We start from the raw sequence: 15,461 nt of genomic DNA on the forward strand, positions 1-15,461 counted from the left end.
CTTATGAAAAAATCAATTTTAATTGCAATTATTTTTGCGATTTTGGCTGTATTTTTTGCCTATACTTATCTTTCCAATCTTGAAAGCACGTACAGAACTATGGCTGAACCCATAACGGTTGTAATCGCCAATCAAAAAATCAGTCAAGGCTCGGTAATAACAAAAGAGATGTTATTAGAAAAGAAAGTTCCAAAAGAGTACGTGCAGCCTAAAGCTTTTGCCACAATAAATAATTTATTTACAAAAGAAGGAAAGTCCATTTATATTTCTTTAAACACCGTTGAAGCCGGCGAGCAAATAATGTCCACAAAAGTTTCAAGAGCAAACGCCGAGACCGGAATAGTCAATATTATTCCCGAAGGTTATAAAGCTTTGGCCGTAAATTTTGATGTGGAAAGTTCAAACGTTATCACTCCCGGCAGTAGAATAGATATTTTGAGCGTTATCGAATATGAGGACACAGATGGTAAAATGCAGGAATCGATATTTATGATAGCTCAAAATATTTTGGTTTTAGCAGTCGGAAACAATTATCTTGGTTCAGTCGCTCAAAAAAATGACGATGAGTCAAGACGTGGATCGATAATCACGCTTGCAGTAACTATTGAAGAAGCGCAGACTATAATGCTTGCCGCAGATAACGGCAGTCTTAAATATATTATACGTCCAGCAGGCGACAGTGAAATTTATAGTATTAAACCTATGAAAATTTCCGATGTTATAAAAGATATTTCAACAATTGCTGTTCGGCAAAAATCCGCTTTCGGAAACGATAAAGAAGATATAAAAGCGATGAAACAACGTCAGAAAGAAGCTTTAGAAATGATAAATAAATACGCAAATCAGAAATAGGTAAAAATGCTTCTAATTTCACCTACATGCAGTTCTCTTCACAGAGCGTTGATAGCAAATGGATTATCTTCGGTATGTAAAAATAACGGATACGAAAATATCATTTTAGATTTTTCCGTGCCTGGAACTGAAGCTTTTTGGTCTGTTTATAAAAACGGAATGAAATATGTCGAAGATATTTTGCCCGTTTTACCCGCAATAAATCCTAAAATGATAAGAAGTTTATTATCTTCTGGCAATATTAATTTTGTGCTGGGACTTAAAAACAAAAAAATTGGCGATATTAATTATGAAAGCATTGTTTATTTGATTGATGTGGTTGAAAATGCCTATAAATACATTTTTTTAATTCTTCCAGAAGAGTTTAACTACAATGTTTCGGAAATTATAAGAAAATCGCAGTCAATACTTTTACCTTTTACTTCGGATCCGATTTCGGCCAAAAATGTTTTGCTAAACGCCGAGTTTTTGTCGGAAAAATGTGCCGCAGCGTTAAAAATATTTCCCTTGAAACTTGACATCGGCTATGAATTCCACAGCGAAAAAATACTGCATTTATCTCAAATATTTAAAAATTGTTTATCCGCTGATTTTAATTTTGAAACGCAGAGTCGGATACTTTCTCCAAAATATTCTTTTAAGGACAGTTCGGATGGTTTTGTTTTGGCTTTAAACGAAATTATCAGACGTTGCAGTTCATATTTAAACAAAAATGCAGATATGGACGAAAGCGGTAAAAACTATTTTCAAAATGAAGAAGTTTATAAAGAGCTGAGAAATAAAATACATACCGAGCTTGTAGAACGAATGAAAGAATATGCTGACGAAATCGATACCGAGCAGCTTAAAAAAACGTCGAGAATAAAAATAGACGAAATATTAAAAAAGCTCGATATCAAACTTCCTGACAATATTTCCCAAAGGCTTTTTAAAGAACTTTGCGATGACGTCGCGGGACTTGGCGTTTTGGAAGATTTTTTAAAAGATAGTGCAATTACCGAAATTATGGTCAACGGACCTGACAGCATTTACATAGAAAAAGCCGGAAAACTTACAGAAACGGGCATTTCTTTCCCAGATGAAAAAAGACTTAGGACTGTTATAGACAGAATTGTTTCTCAGATAGGCAGGCATATTGACGAAGCCTCTCCGATTGTCGATGCAAGACTCAAAGACGGTTCGCGTGTAAATGCTGTTATCCGCCCAATTTCTCTAAACGGACCGATTCTTACAATAAGAAAATTTTTGAAAAATAAACTTTCTGCACAAGCTTTGATTGACTCAGGAAGCATAAGCAAAGAGATGATAGAGTTTTTAAAAACGGCGGTGTTGCTTAAAAGGAATATAATCATATCCGGAGGTACAGGAACAGGAAAAACAACGCTTTTAAATGCTGTATCATCTTTCATTCCGCCAAAAGAAAGACTTGTAACCATAGAAGATTCGGCGGAACTGCAGCTTCAGCAAAAACATGTGGTAAGGCTTGAAAGCCGTCCAAAATCCACCGAAGGCACAGGAGAAATAAGCATAAGAAGACTCGTAGTCAACGCCTTAAGAATGCGTCCTGACAGAATTATAGTTGGAGAGTGCCGTTCCGGAGAATCTCTTGACATGCTACAAGCTATGAATACAGGGCATGAAGGCAGCATGTCAACCGTGCACGCCAATTCAGCGCAGGATGCAGTTTCACGGCTTGTAACTATGGTGTTGATGTCTGGAGCAGATCTTCCGGAACGTTCTATAATTTCACAGATAGCTTCTGCTGTAAATGTCATAGTGCAGCTTACTCGTTATTCCGATGGTTCAAGAAAAATATCTTCAATAGCGGTCATAAATAAAACCGACGATGAAAGAATTTTTGAAATTAAAAATGTATTTCAGTTTGAATTAAAAGGAATCAAGCAGGAAAAGCAACAGGGCGAGTTTAAGCCTTCCGGTTATATTCCCGATTTTATAGTAAACGCTTCAAAAAGCGGAATTAATATTGATATGGAAATTTTTAAATGATTAAAATACTGTTGTTGATTACTTGCGGCATTACGGTTTTTCTGATATTTTTTTCAATTATATCGGTAATTAAAGGTAGTAAAAATAATAAAAAAAACAGAAATCTTAATTTAAAATTTAAAGAGATGACCTTTTTAAAAAAGAGAATATTTATGGCTGTCATCATTTTTTTCATAACGGTGATAATTCTGCAAAATACTATCTTTGCTTTAATCGCCTTCATATTATACATTTATTTTGATTGGCATATTCAAAATAACAAATCCAAACAAATGGCCGTTCTGATAGATAAACAAGTCATAGAAGCTCTAACTATCATTAAAAATTCCGTACAATCCGGACAATCTTTAGCACAGGCTATGGGTACGACTGGAGAAGAATTAAAAGAACCTATTAAAAGTGAGTTTATTAAAATGTCTGAAAGTCTTTCTTTGGGAGCAAGTTTTGACAAGGTTTTAATCAACGCATCGGAGAACGCACCAAGTAGAGAATTCAAACTTATGATAGACACCATACGCATATCAAAAGATTCAGGTGCAAGTCTTACTGGCATATTTGATAGAATAATTTTGGCGACTTCGCAAAGGTCCGCCATGCGAGCGAAAGTTGATGCTTTAACAGCGCAGGGAAGAATGTCCGGAAATATAGTGAGCGTTATACCTTTTTTTGTCATTTTAATGATGTATACTATTGAGCCTGATATGATGAGATCATTATTTACCACTCTTGCTGGAAATATGCTTCTGTTTATAGTGGTTATAATGGTGTTAACCGGTTCTTTTGTAATAAGAAAATTAACGGAGATAGATTTCTGATGTTTTTATTATTGTTTTGCGTTTCATTGTTTATAGCCATTTTTTTTGCCGCAGATATTTTTCTTGCAGGAATCACTACTATGGAAACTGAGGGAAAAGTACACAATGCCGTTGAAAAGAAAAAGAGTAAAAGTTTTATAATACCTGTAATTTTGCGCTGGGCTGACGGAATCGGTTTTTTATTTTCAAAAATCAAATATAAAAAATTTCAAAACTATATGCAAAAACTTCAGTCGGATTTAACCGCTCTCGGCGGTGATTATGAGAAATTTGACTCACATCAACATTTTGCCTTGTGTTTATTTTCGATGTTTACTGGAATACTTTTCTGCGTGTGTTTTATAAGTACGGATATTATACTCATAGTTATAATTGCAGTTTTATTTTTTTCTTTGCCGATTATAAAAGTAAAAGAGGCCGTAAAAAGGAGAAGAGAAGCTGTTCTTAAACAACTTCCGGATATGGCAGATTTGTTATCTGTCATGATGGAGTCAGGTTTGGATTTTTTCAGCGCCGCCGATAAAGTCATTACAATTTTAAAGGGACCTCTTGCCGATGATTTCAAAGATTCTTTGGCAAAAATCTCACTCGGATACGACAAAAAAGCAGCTTTAAACGAAATGGTCGTCAAAAGTGGAGTAGAACAGCTCGGATTTTTTATCAGAACTATTAATATGGCTTTAGATGCCGGAGTTGGCATGTCCGACACTTTAAAAAGGCTCGCCGAACAAATGAGGATGGAAAGAACCGCCGCGGCAGAAAAAAAGGCGCAGGAAGCGCCGATAAAAATGCTTATTCCTCTGGTACTTTTTATATTTCCGACGATATTTATAGCTATTTTTGGTCCCATCGTAATAAATTTTGTACAAACCGGCGGATTTTAAACTCTATGACAACAGTATATCTAAAATCCTTAAATAGTAAAAATTGTATTTAAGATGTTAAATATTGAGGAAGAGATATATCTTTTTTAATCTTGATAGGCTGCATGTTTCTTTCTGTAGAACAAAATATTCTTATACACAAGACCGCTTTTGTTTGATATAATAGAAAAAAGTCTTATGATTTTAAAAAAATTATAATATATTGAGACATTCTATGCAGGATTTCATTCCCATTTATAAGATAAAGAGGAAATAAAATGAAAAAAAAGAAATTGATTTTTATTTTTTGCTGGTTTGTTTTTGCTTCTGTATTTCTTTACGGATGTGGCAATGGTAATATTTTTTCTTGGGCGCACAATTCCGGCAGCGGCGATTATGCTTCATTGATGTCGGATGGCGATGCCGCCATGAAAGATAAAAATTATAAAGATGCCGAAAAATATTATTATGGCGCCATGAATAAAAAACCAGATGATAAGGAAGCAATTTACGGTTATTGTTCGGCTGTTTTTGCGGATGCGGTAAATCCAATATTTACCGATATCGTTAATACTATAATTAACGAAGAGTCAGGGGGAAAGCTTTTTGAGAATTTAGATCGTAACAAATTAACAAATTTGGAAGATGCTCTAGAAAAAGTTGTCGGTAAAAATAACGATCTGCTTTCAAAAGTGGTTGATGACGGCGATATTTCATATAAAGAAGGTATGGTTGATAAGAATTTAAATGCCGCCGTTTCCTATCTGCTTTACGGTGTATTACAAATAATAAATAGCCCTGACCCTGATATCAAAAATGCAATTATATTTGATAATAATTTTGAAATTGATTCTATTCCAGATTATAATGATCAAAGTGCCAGCCCAGCAGTGAGAAATGCAATTTCCGAACTGATTGCCTATGTAGAAAAAGCGTACAAATGTGTAGAAAGAATTTCTTCGGATTACGGAATAGATACTTCCCTTATAGAAGATGTCCGAAAAAATAATATGAATATTAGAGAAGGTTTAATAAATAAAGGATATACAGTTAATTTTTAACTACTATTAAGGAATAAAAATATGAAAAAATGTCTACTTTGTCTCTTGTCAGTGCTTTTTCTTTTTGCTTCCGGCAGCGTTTTCGCTTTTGAAGACAGCCAGGCTTTGATAAAAGGAATTCGTCCGATGAGTATGGGCGGAGCGTTTACGGCTGTAGCAGATGATGAAAATGCTTTTTTTTATAACCCGGCAGGCATAATGTATAGGAAAGGAAGTCTGTTGCAGATATTTGGCATAGATTTTTCGGTTAATACGGCAATTTTTGATTTTGCGAATTTTTTAAATGACAATAAAAGCGATCTAGAGGATTTTGATTCTCTCAATTCAGAAGATCAATCGGAATTGTTAAAAAAAATTAACGATCAGATGATAGATCTTTCTCCGAATGTACTTTTTTCTCTTCCCAATTTTGCTTATATTTCAAAACCTATAATGATTTCTGATAATTATTTGTCGTGGGGTGCTGGATTGTTTACCTTGTTCAATGCAAATTTTAAATTTAATCAAAGCATGATAGTTCCGAATTTTTCATATCTTGCTGAAGTTACGGCTGTGGCGGCCATACCGATTTCTTATAGAATTGATTCTTTAAAGGCTTTAAAGATGCCTGGAAAATTATCCATCGGTACAAGTTTTAAATATATATACAGAGGCAGAGCTTCCGAGTCAAATATGTCGGTTGTTGAGTTTGAAGATATGAGCATTCCGTATCAGATAGGCAGCGGTTATGGAGTTGATTTCGGATTAATTTATCACTTAAATCCGAGATGGAATTTCGGTATGCAGCTTACCGACGCTTTTTATACGAATATAGAATACGATAAATATGAAGATGACGACAATCCCGTTAAGTCGAAATCTGCATATACCGCTGGGATACGTCCCGAATGGAACATAGGCGTTGCGTATTTCCCGGACAGAATTTATTATTGGTCGGGAAAATATTTTGAAACAGATAAAAGATTTACTTTTGCCGCCGATTTGACGGATATAGCAAACGGCGATGAAACTCTGACAGACTCCTTTTGGAAAAAACTTCACTTTGGTGTGGAATATAAACTCGCTCCCTTTGCTCTAAGAGCCGGTTTTAACTCCGGATACCCTACCGTCGGAGCAGCTGTTGCTACAAATGTCGTTCAGCTTGAATATGCATTTTATGGAGAAGAAGAAGGCAGGTACGCAGGACAGCAGCCTTCATGGTTCCACAGAATTCTTTTCTCAGTAAAAATAGGAGAAAATAAAGGAAGAGCTTATGGAAAATCTTATGAAAAAGAAAAATCAAAAACTGAAAGTTCAGATGAAAAAATAGAGGATGATTCCGACATAAATGAAATTTCTAGCGCAGAATCAGAAAAAGAAAATTTAGAAGATATTAAGCCTGCTGAAATACCTAAAGATGCAAAAGAAATAATCAGCAAAGCCGCGGAAATAATGGAGATTAAATAAAAACATTACTTTCGTTCATCTCCGATTTTACCGATGCAGTTATTGTCGCATAAAATTGAAAGTTTGGCTTAAAATTAGTAAAATTACCGCTGTTGATACTTTGACCATTGTGCGGGCGTAGTTTAGTGGCAGAATGAAAGCTTCCCAAGCTTTAGATGTGGGTTCGATTCCCATCGCCCGCTTTTTTATTCTGAATTTTTCCGATAGGCTTATTTAAATTTCCACTAAAATTGTAAACCTCAAAGTCTAGTATCGATAAGCAGTTCCCATATATATGCTTAGAGGAAGAAATGGCAAAACTTGAAATATACAAATACGGCGATAAAATTTTGAGAAAAAAGACGGAAAGCGTAGTCGAAATAAACGAAGAAATAAAAAAACTTATTTCGGACATGTTTGAGACCATGTATGCCGCGCCAGGAGTGGGGCTTGCGGCTTCGCAGATAGGAATTTTGTTGAGAATCTGCGTTATAGACGTGCATCCCGACGGTAAAAGCGCTCCTTTGGCTATGATAAACCCGGAAATTATTGAAGGTGAAAATAAAATTCTTGCAGAAGAAGGCTGTTTGTCTTTTCCCGGTTTGTATGAAAAAGTTAAAAGATTTGAAAGAGTTACCGTCGAATATATGGACTTAGACGGCAAGAGGCTCAGAATTAAATCTGAAGGCTTTTTAGCAAAGGCCGTTCAGCATGAAATAGATCATCTTTACGGAAAACTTTTCATAGATTACTTGCCGGATTTTAAGAGAAAAATAATGGAAAGAGAAATTAAACGCATTAAAAAAGCAGGTTTATGGTGAAAATATTATTTTTTGGCACGGCTTCAATTTCGGCAGCATTTTTGGAAAGTCTGCATAACAATAAGCATGAAATACTTTGCGTTACGATGCCTGATAAACCGGCTGCAAGGGGACAAAAACTGACTGTTCCCACGGTAAAAATATTTGCCTCACAGCACGGCATACAATGCATTCAGCCGTTGAAATTTACTTCTGAAGTTGTTGAGATTGTGAAAAATTTTAATGCCGACGTGGGCGCCGCGGTCGCGTATGGAAAACTGATTCCCGAGTCCGTATTTTCCTGTCCGAAATACAAAACTTTTAATATTCATTTTTCGCTTTTGCCGAAATACAGGGGAGCAGCTCCTGTACAGTACGCGATTTTAAACGGAGAAACGGAAACGGGCGTATCTTCTTTTTATCTTGAAAAAACTCTCGATACTGGCGATATAATAATATGTAAAAAGTGTTCAATCAACATAGACGATACGTCGGAAACTCTTTTTAATAAGCTTATTCCACTAGGAATTGCAGCGATGAACGATACTTTAAAGATTTTGGAATCGGAAAATGTTAAAGCTCTTCCTCAGCAAGGAGAGTCTTCATATGCGCCAGCTATTAAAAAAGGAGATGGTTTGATAAATTGGAATTGCGATGTAAAAAGTATATATAATAAAATAAGGGCGTTTTATCCGTGGCCGTGCGGATTTTCAATAGTTTCAAAAGGAAAACTTGAGGGTAGTCGCATAAAAATAATCAAAGCGGAAATCCTTGAGAAAAACACGATAAATGAAGATTATGGATATGTATATTCGATAGAAAAAAATAAAGGTTTTAGCGTATCATGCGCAAAAGGCAAGCTTTTGGTAACCAAAGTTCAACCGGAAAATAAACCCGTTATGGACGCGTGGGCTTTTATTTACGGCAGGCAGCTTGCAAAAGGGGACGGGTTAAGCTAGTGAGGGTTTTAATGTAAATTAAACGGAGGCATAATATGTCGGAAATAAATCTTACCGAAACAAATTTTTCAAAAGAAGTACTAGAGTCAGATGAGCTTGTAGTAGTTGATTTTTGGGCGCCGTGGTGCGGTCCGTGCAAAATGCTTTCTCCCATTATAGAAGAGCTTGCAAAAGAATACGAAGGCAGAGCAAAGATATGTAAGCTTAATACGGATGAAAATATGAACATAGCTTCGAAATACCAGATAGCTTCAATTCCGTGCATAATTTTGTTTAAAGGCGGTTCTGCTGTTCAAAAAATAATAGGTTTTAGGCCTAAAAATGATATAAAAAAGGTAATTGATAATGCAATATAAAAAAATATTTTTATTTTTTGCTTTTTTGATGTTTACTGTAGTTTACGCATATGCGCAGCAAGCTCCAGATTTTACTCTTCAGGATACAAATGGTAAAGCCGTTACTCTGTCAGACTATAAAGGTAAGGTCGTTTTTATTGATTTTTGGGCAAGCTGGTGTCCTCCCTGCATATCTTCAGTGCCGGCGGTAAAATATCTGCATAAAAAGATGTCGGCAAATCAAGATGTTGTAGTTCTGGGAATTAACAGCGGAGAGGATGCAAAAACCGTTGCGAGTTTTATGAACAATATGGGAATCGATTATCCGAATTTGTATTCAAACAATTCGGTGATACAAAAGTATAAAATAACTGGAATACCCGCTTTTTTTATAATAAATAAAAACGGAGAAATCGTAAAAAAATATAGCGGTTATAGAAAAAATTTAGAGAAAGAATGGTATGAAGAAATAGAAAAATTGTTGAAATAGAAAAGCAAGACTGCCTGTAAAAGAATCAGTTTTTTAAAACAGTTTACAGATATTGAAATTGAAAAATATAAAATTTCTCTTAATTTACAAACGGGATATATAAATGTTATATGATGTTATCATTATAGGCGGTGGTCCGTCAGGTTTGACTGCCGCCGTTTATGCTTCAAGAGCAGGGCTTTCGACTTTGCTTATAGAAAAAGCCGGCTGTGGTGGTCAAATGGCAATTACGGATTTGCTTGAGAATTATCCTGGATTTAACGGAATAAATGGATTTGAACTGGCTATGAAATTTGAAGCGCAGGCAAAAGAGTTTGGAACAGAAATAATTTATGATGAAGTGCTGGAATTGGAACTTAACGGCGATATTAAGCATGTTATTACTGTCAACGACAAATACAGCGCAAGAACCGTAATTATTGCCGCAGGGACAAACGTTAAAAGACTCGACATTAGTGGAGAAGAGAAATTTATCGGCAGCGGAATATCTTTTTGTGCTACGTGCGACGCGCCTTTTTTTAGAGATAAAGACATTCTGGTGGTAGGCGGTGGAGATTCGGCTTTGCAAGAAGCTATTTATCTTGCAAAATTTGCTAAAAACGTTACCATTGTTCACAGGAGAGACGCGTTCAGGGCAGCAAAGATTCTGCGAGAGCGAATTCTGACTTATCCAAATATTTCGATAATGTATAATACTATTCCTCAGGAAATAATAGGAACGGATGCCGTAGAAGGAGTGAAGTTGAAAAACATGAAGACAGAAGAAATTCGAATATTAAAAGTTCAAGGTGTTTTTGTTTTTATAGGTTTAATTCCTAACACCGGCTTTATATCGTATATGACGCTGGACGAGTTCGGTTATATTATTACCGACGATAATATGAAAACTTCAATTAAAGGGGTTTTTGCCTGTGGTGATATAAGAAAAAAAGATCTTAGGCAGATTGTTACGGCAGCTTCCGATGGAGCTCAAGCCGCAATTTCGGCTCAGTATTATATTGAAAAGTTCTTAAAATAACAATGAAAAAATTCTACATAATTGATGGCAACGCGTACATACATAGAGCTTATCACGCTCTGCCGCCTCTTTCCACGTCGTATAATCAACAGGTAAATGCAGTTTACGGTTTTATAAAGCTTTTATTAAAAATAAAAAATACTTTTAAGCCCGATTATATCGCCGTCTGTTTCGATTATCCTGCGAAAAATTTCAGGCATGATATATTTCCCGAATATAAAGCTCACAGAAAACCTTTAGATGAAGCTCTAATAAGTCAAATGCCGATTGCCAGAGAAGCGGTGAAAGCTTTAAATATTGTAGAGATTGAAGAGAAAGGCTATGAGGCCGATGATTTAATAGCGGCAATAGCAAAAAACAATAAAAAAGAAAAAATAGAAACGGTAATAGTTACGGGAGACAAAGATATTTTGCAGCTGGTAGAAAACGATTATATTCTCGTGTGGAACGATTCAAAAGATATAAAGTTTGATGAAGAAAAAGTCGAAGAAAAATTTGGAGTAAGACCTAAACAGCTTGCCGACGTATTTGCTTTGATGGGAGATGCTTCCGATAATGTGGCAGGAGTTAAGGGAATAGGTGAAAAAACTGCTGTTAAACTTATAAAAGAGTACGGCACTCTAGAAAACGTTTTAAAAAATGTGAAATCCATTAAAGGAAATATGGGAAAACTCTTGGATCAGGGAAAAGAAGACGCGATAAAAAGCAAAAAATTGGTGGAACTTACTGGAGACATTGGAATTGTAAGTAACAAAAGCGAGGAGGCTTATGCAAATAAGGAACTGGATTTAAGCAAAGCCTTGTCTTTTTTTAAAAAATACGAATTTAACAGTCTTATAGATAAGTTTTGTGGTAAAACTGGAGAAAAAGAGCTGTCGGCAAAAAAAGAGGAAATTCGCGAAGACGAATACGGAGATATACAGACGGAAACAGTTACATCTTCCCGGAGAGCCGCAGAAGTAGCCAAAGAAATAGAAGAAAGCGGAATTTTTGCGTTAAAGACCGTAGGCTCGTCTGCCGATTCTTTAAAAGCGCAGATTGTCGGTGTATCGGTGTGTATTAAAAATAAAGTTTTTTACATTCCAGTATGTCATAATGATTTTATATCCGAACAAATCGGCATTGACGAATTTAAGAAGATTTTTTCTCATGTTTTATCTTCTGAAAAAGTAAAGAAAACAGGTCATGATTTAAAACATGAAAGAAATATATATGCATTAAACGGCATTGAAATGCATGGCATATATTTTGACATAATGCTGGCCTCATATTGTTTAAATCCCGCTAAACCCCATGACATGTTGTCGATGTCAAAAGAATATCTAAATTCGGAAGCAGGAGATGACAGCTATCTCAGAAAAGCTTCTAAAAAAATCCTGCCTGCAGATTCCTCGATAGAACAAACTGCCCATTACGCGAATTCGATTTCTTTTTGCGCGTATCGTATTTTTAAATTATTTGAAAGAGAGATAAAAGATAAAAAAATATCAGAGCTTTTTTATAATATTGAAATGCCGCTTCTTAAAATTCTCTCGGAGATGGAGATTGCCGGCATTAAAGTTGATACAGAATTTCTGGGCGGATTGGATAAAAAAACGTCCTGTGAGGTTAAAAATATAGAAAACAATATTTACAAAATTTCCGGAGAAGAATTCAATATTAATTCTCCAAAACAGTTGTCTGCCGTAATGTTTGAAAAACTTAATCTTCCGGTTATAAAAAAGACTAAAACCGGCTATTCTACCGATGAAGAAGTTTTAAATGAGCTTTCTTCTTATGAGTTTGCGTCGGAAATTTTAAAGTTCAGGGAATTGCAGAAACTTAAGAGCACTTATATAGATCCGATAAGAGAGTACTGCCTGTATTACGGCGGCAGAATTCATACGATATTTAATCAAGCGGTTACGACTACCGGAAGATTGTCTTCTACGGAGCCCAATTTGCAAAATATTCCGATTAAATCTGAATACGGCAGAGAGTTCAGAAAAGTTTTTGTCCCGGAGAGAAATAAAATATTCATTTCTGCTGATTATTCGCAGATAGATCTGCGCGTTTTGGCTCATATATCAGCAGATAAAAAACTGATAGAGGCTTTTAAGCGCGGATACGACATTCACGCCGCTACGGCCAGAGAAGTTTTTAACATAGCGGACGGACAGCCTCTGAGTGACAATTTAAGAAGCGCTGCAAAGTCTATAAATTTTGGAATAGTGTACGGAATGTCTCCTTTTGGGCTGTCAAAACAGCTTAATATCGCATTTGCAAAAGCAAAGGAGTATATCGATGGATACTTTGTCAGATATGGCGGCGTAAAGAAATGGATGGAGAAAATTGTTGAAGATGCCACGGAAAATGGCTATGTTTCCACAATTACCGGCAGAGTCAGATATATGCCAGAGCTTAAATCTTCAAATGTACAGATAAGAGCCGCAGGGGAAAGAATGGCGATGAATACTCCGATTCAGGGAACTTCGGCGGATATTATTAAAATAGCGATGATAAACATATATAATGAAATAAAAGTGAACAAACTGCATTCTCTGATGCTTTTGCAGGTTCATGACGATTTGTTATTCGAAGTTCCGCAAGATGAAAAAGACATTATGATAAAAATAATCAAAAATAAAATGGAAAATGCGGTAAATCTTTCCGTTCCACTGGTTGTAGATGTTAAAATTGGAAAAAACTGGGGAGAGATGAAGAAATGATAATAGGACTTACGGGTGGCATAGCCATGGGAAAAAGTGAGAGTGCGAAACATTTTAAAAAAATGGGCGCCTACATAATAGACGCCGATGAGATTTCTCATGAGCTTACGGCAAAAGGGATGCCCGCCCTTGATGAACTTGTAAAATATTTCAGCAAAAACATATTGCGCAAAGATGGCGCTTTAAACAGAAAAAAACTTGCCGAAATAATTTTTACCAATCCAGAGTCGAAACTTAGGGTCGAAAAAATTTTGCATGCGTACATAATTTCATGCATTAATAAAATAATCGCAAAAAAATATAAAAGGCGCAATATAGTAATAGACGCACCTCTTCTTTTTGAAGTCGGACTAGACAGAATATGCGACAAGATAATCGTAATTTGGGCTCCTTATGACGTGCAGTCAAAAAGGCTTGCCAGTCGTGACAGGTTAAACGAAGAACAGGTAAAGAAAAGAATAGACTCCCAAATGTCGATAGAGAAAAAAACAGGATTAGCGGATTATGTCGTTGACAATACGGGTTCAAAAGCGGCATTGGGCAGAAAAATAAAGGAGCTGTATTTGTTATTGACAACCAGAATAAAATGATATATAATTTGTCATCTTATAACATTCACTGAAAATCATTAAAATAACCCATAGGAAAATTAAATAAATCAAGAATTGTCATTTCCGCTTCTTTATGCTTTCCCAAAAAATATTCACCATAACCAATATTATAATTATAGCTATCAACATGAAACTCTGGAGGAGTTAATGGAAAAAGAGAAATCCATGGACGTATCGGTTTTGTCTAAAAGAACAATGGCAGAACTTACAAAGCTTGCAAAAGAACTTAAGCTTGACTCGGTAGCCGGCTTAAGAAAACAAGAGCTTATTGCGAAAATACTGGAAGCCCAGACAAAAGAAAATAGTCTGGTTTACGATGAAGGAGTTCTTGAAATTCTTCCCGATGGATTCGGTTTTTTACGTTCTCCTGATTATAATTATCTTCCGGGCCCGGACGATATATACATATCTCCTTCACAGATAAAAAAGTTTGCTTTAAGAAAAGGTGATACGGTTGCCGGATATGTTCGTCCACCGAAAGAACAAGAGCGTTTTTTTGCATTGTTGCAGGTAAAATCTATCAACGGTCAGGAAAATCTTGAAAATATAAGAGAGCGTTCTCTCTTTGATAATTTAACTCCTCTATATCCTAATGAAAAAATAGTTATGGAAACGAAAAAAGAAGAAGTCTCAACGCGTGTAATAGATATGCTTGTTCCGATAGGTAAAGGTCAAAGAGTTTTAATAAACGCCGCGCCGAGAACTGGAAAAACCGTTTTGCTTCAGAAAATTGCGAATGCCATAACCGAAAATAATCCAGATATAATTCTTATGGTTCTTCTTATAGATGAAAGACCGGAAGAAGTTACGGACATGCAGCGTTCCGTCAATGGAGAAGTCATATCTTCGACATTTGACGAACCTTCGGACAGACATATTCAAGTTGCTGAAATGGTAATTGAAAAAGCTAAAAGAATGGTTGAAAACGGCAAAAACGTTGTAGTTCTTCTCGATTCCATAACGAGATTGGCAAGGGCGTATAATACTGCAATTCCGTCAAGTGGAAGAGTTCTTTCCGGAGGACTTGATTCGAACGCTTTACAGAGACCCAAAAGATTTTTTGGAGCGGCGCGAAATATCGAAGAAGGCGGAAGTCTGACAATAATAGGAACAGCTTTGGTTGAAACCGGCAGCAGAATGGACGATGTTATTTTTGAAGAATTTAAAGGAACCGGCAACTGTGAAATTTATCTTGACAGAAAACTTGCCGACAGAAGAGTGTTTCCTGCCATAGATTTACTGCGTTCCGGCACAAGAAAAGAAGAACTGCTGTTGAATGAAGATGAAAAAAATAAAATGTGGATATTGAGAAAGTGGATGAGCTCAATGAATTCTATAGAAGTAATGGAAGAGCTTACGAAGAGAATGCTTACTTCAAAATCAAATAAAGATTTCCTTAAGCAAATGGAGTTGTCAAGTCTTGAAGGATTATGAAATGTTCAAAAAAGGTATTAGCGAAGAGCAGCACAATTTAATAGTTTCAAAGACAAAAACGACAAAGAAGATATATGGAATAG

14 protein-coding genes and 1 tRNA gene are annotated in these 15,461 nt (G+C 35.8%); all 15 read left to right on the top strand.

The genetic code is table 11. The annotated features are described in order from the left end of the window. Positions 1–3: 3 nt before the first annotated feature. The 15 genes from cpaB to rho all read left to right on the top strand — a co-directional run bounded on the left by cpaB (position 4) and on the right by rho (position 15,378). Entirely contained in the window at positions 4–852 is an 849-nt protein-coding gene (gene cpaB, locus LBD46_03655; GenBank protein MDR2426260.1) for a Flp pilus assembly protein CpaB, read from the top strand. A gap of 6 nt (positions 853–858) precedes the next feature. Continuing rightward, positions 859–2,859, top strand: a complete 2,001-nt coding sequence (locus LBD46_03660; GenBank protein ID MDR2426261.1) for a CpaF family protein — start codon at positions 859–861, stop codon at positions 2,857–2,859. Further along, positions 2,856–3,674, top strand: a complete 819-nt coding sequence (locus LBD46_03665) for a type II secretion system F family protein (protein MDR2426262.1) — start codon at positions 2,856–2,858, stop codon at positions 3,672–3,674. The genes LBD46_03660 and LBD46_03665 overlap by 4 nt, the downstream gene beginning before the upstream one ends. Continuing rightward, complete coding sequence (locus LBD46_03670; GenBank protein MDR2426263.1) at positions 3,674–4,558, top strand: type II secretion system F family protein; 885 nt, start codon at positions 3,674–3,676, stop codon at positions 4,556–4,558. Before LBD46_03665 ends, LBD46_03670 begins: the two co-directional genes overlap by 1 nt. Before the next feature lie 257 nt (positions 4,559–4,815). Then, on the top strand, positions 4,816–5,598 hold the full coding sequence (locus tag LBD46_03675; protein ID MDR2426264.1) for a hypothetical protein: 783 nt from the start codon (positions 4,816–4,818) through the stop codon (positions 5,596–5,598). 21 nt (positions 5,599–5,619) lie between these two features. After that, positions 5,620–7,044, top strand: a complete 1,425-nt coding sequence (locus tag LBD46_03680; protein ID MDR2426265.1) for a hypothetical protein — start codon at positions 5,620–5,622, stop codon at positions 7,042–7,044. Positions 7,045–7,155: 111 nt separating this feature from the next. Continuing rightward, positions 7,156–7,226 (top strand) — tRNA-Gly (locus LBD46_03685). Between the two features lie 108 nt (positions 7,227–7,334). Then, a complete protein-coding gene (gene def / locus LBD46_03690) occupies positions 7,335–7,844 on the top strand; it encodes a peptide deformylase (GenBank protein ID MDR2426266.1) in 510 nt (169 codons plus the stop codon). Beyond that, positions 7,841–8,782, top strand: a complete 942-nt coding sequence (gene fmt / locus LBD46_03695; GenBank protein MDR2426267.1) for a methionyl-tRNA formyltransferase — start codon at positions 7,841–7,843, stop codon at positions 8,780–8,782. Before def ends, fmt begins: the two co-directional genes overlap by 4 nt. A 35-nt stretch (positions 8,783–8,817) precedes the next feature. Next, complete coding sequence (trxA, locus tag LBD46_03700) at positions 8,818–9,138, top strand: thioredoxin (GenBank protein ID MDR2426268.1); 321 nt, start codon at positions 8,818–8,820, stop codon at positions 9,136–9,138. After that, a complete protein-coding gene (locus LBD46_03705; GenBank protein ID MDR2426269.1) occupies positions 9,128–9,607 on the top strand; it encodes a TlpA family protein disulfide reductase in 480 nt (159 codons plus the stop codon). Before trxA ends, LBD46_03705 begins: the two co-directional genes overlap by 11 nt. A 103-nt stretch (positions 9,608–9,710) precedes the next feature. After that, positions 9,711–10,625, top strand: coding sequence for a thioredoxin-disulfide reductase (gene trxB / locus LBD46_03710; GenBank protein ID MDR2426270.1), 915 nt, complete (start codon positions 9,711–9,713; stop codon positions 10,623–10,625). A 2-nt stretch (positions 10,626–10,627) separates the two neighbouring features. Beyond that, the gene (gene polA, locus LBD46_03715; protein MDR2426271.1) at positions 10,628–13,333 is read left to right on the top strand and encodes a DNA polymerase I; all 2,706 of its coding nucleotides are present in this window, start codon (positions 10,628–10,630) and stop codon (positions 13,331–13,333) included. Further along, on the top strand, positions 13,330–13,923 hold the full coding sequence (gene coaE, locus LBD46_03720; GenBank protein MDR2426272.1) for a dephospho-CoA kinase: 594 nt from the start codon (positions 13,330–13,332) through the stop codon (positions 13,921–13,923). Before polA ends, coaE begins: the two co-directional genes overlap by 4 nt. 186 nt (positions 13,924–14,109) lie before the next feature. Beyond that, positions 14,110–15,378: a transcription termination factor Rho gene (gene rho, locus LBD46_03725; GenBank protein MDR2426273.1), complete on the top strand. Its 1,269-nt coding sequence runs from the start codon at positions 14,110–14,112 to the stop codon at positions 15,376–15,378. Positions 15,379–15,461 lie beyond the last annotated feature (83 nt).

The sequence above is a fragment of the Candidatus Endomicrobium procryptotermitis genome (genome assembly GCA_031279415.1).
GTDB classification, from domain to species: Bacteria; Elusimicrobiota; Endomicrobiia; order Endomicrobiales; family Endomicrobiaceae; genus Endomicrobium_B; species Endomicrobium_B procryptotermitis.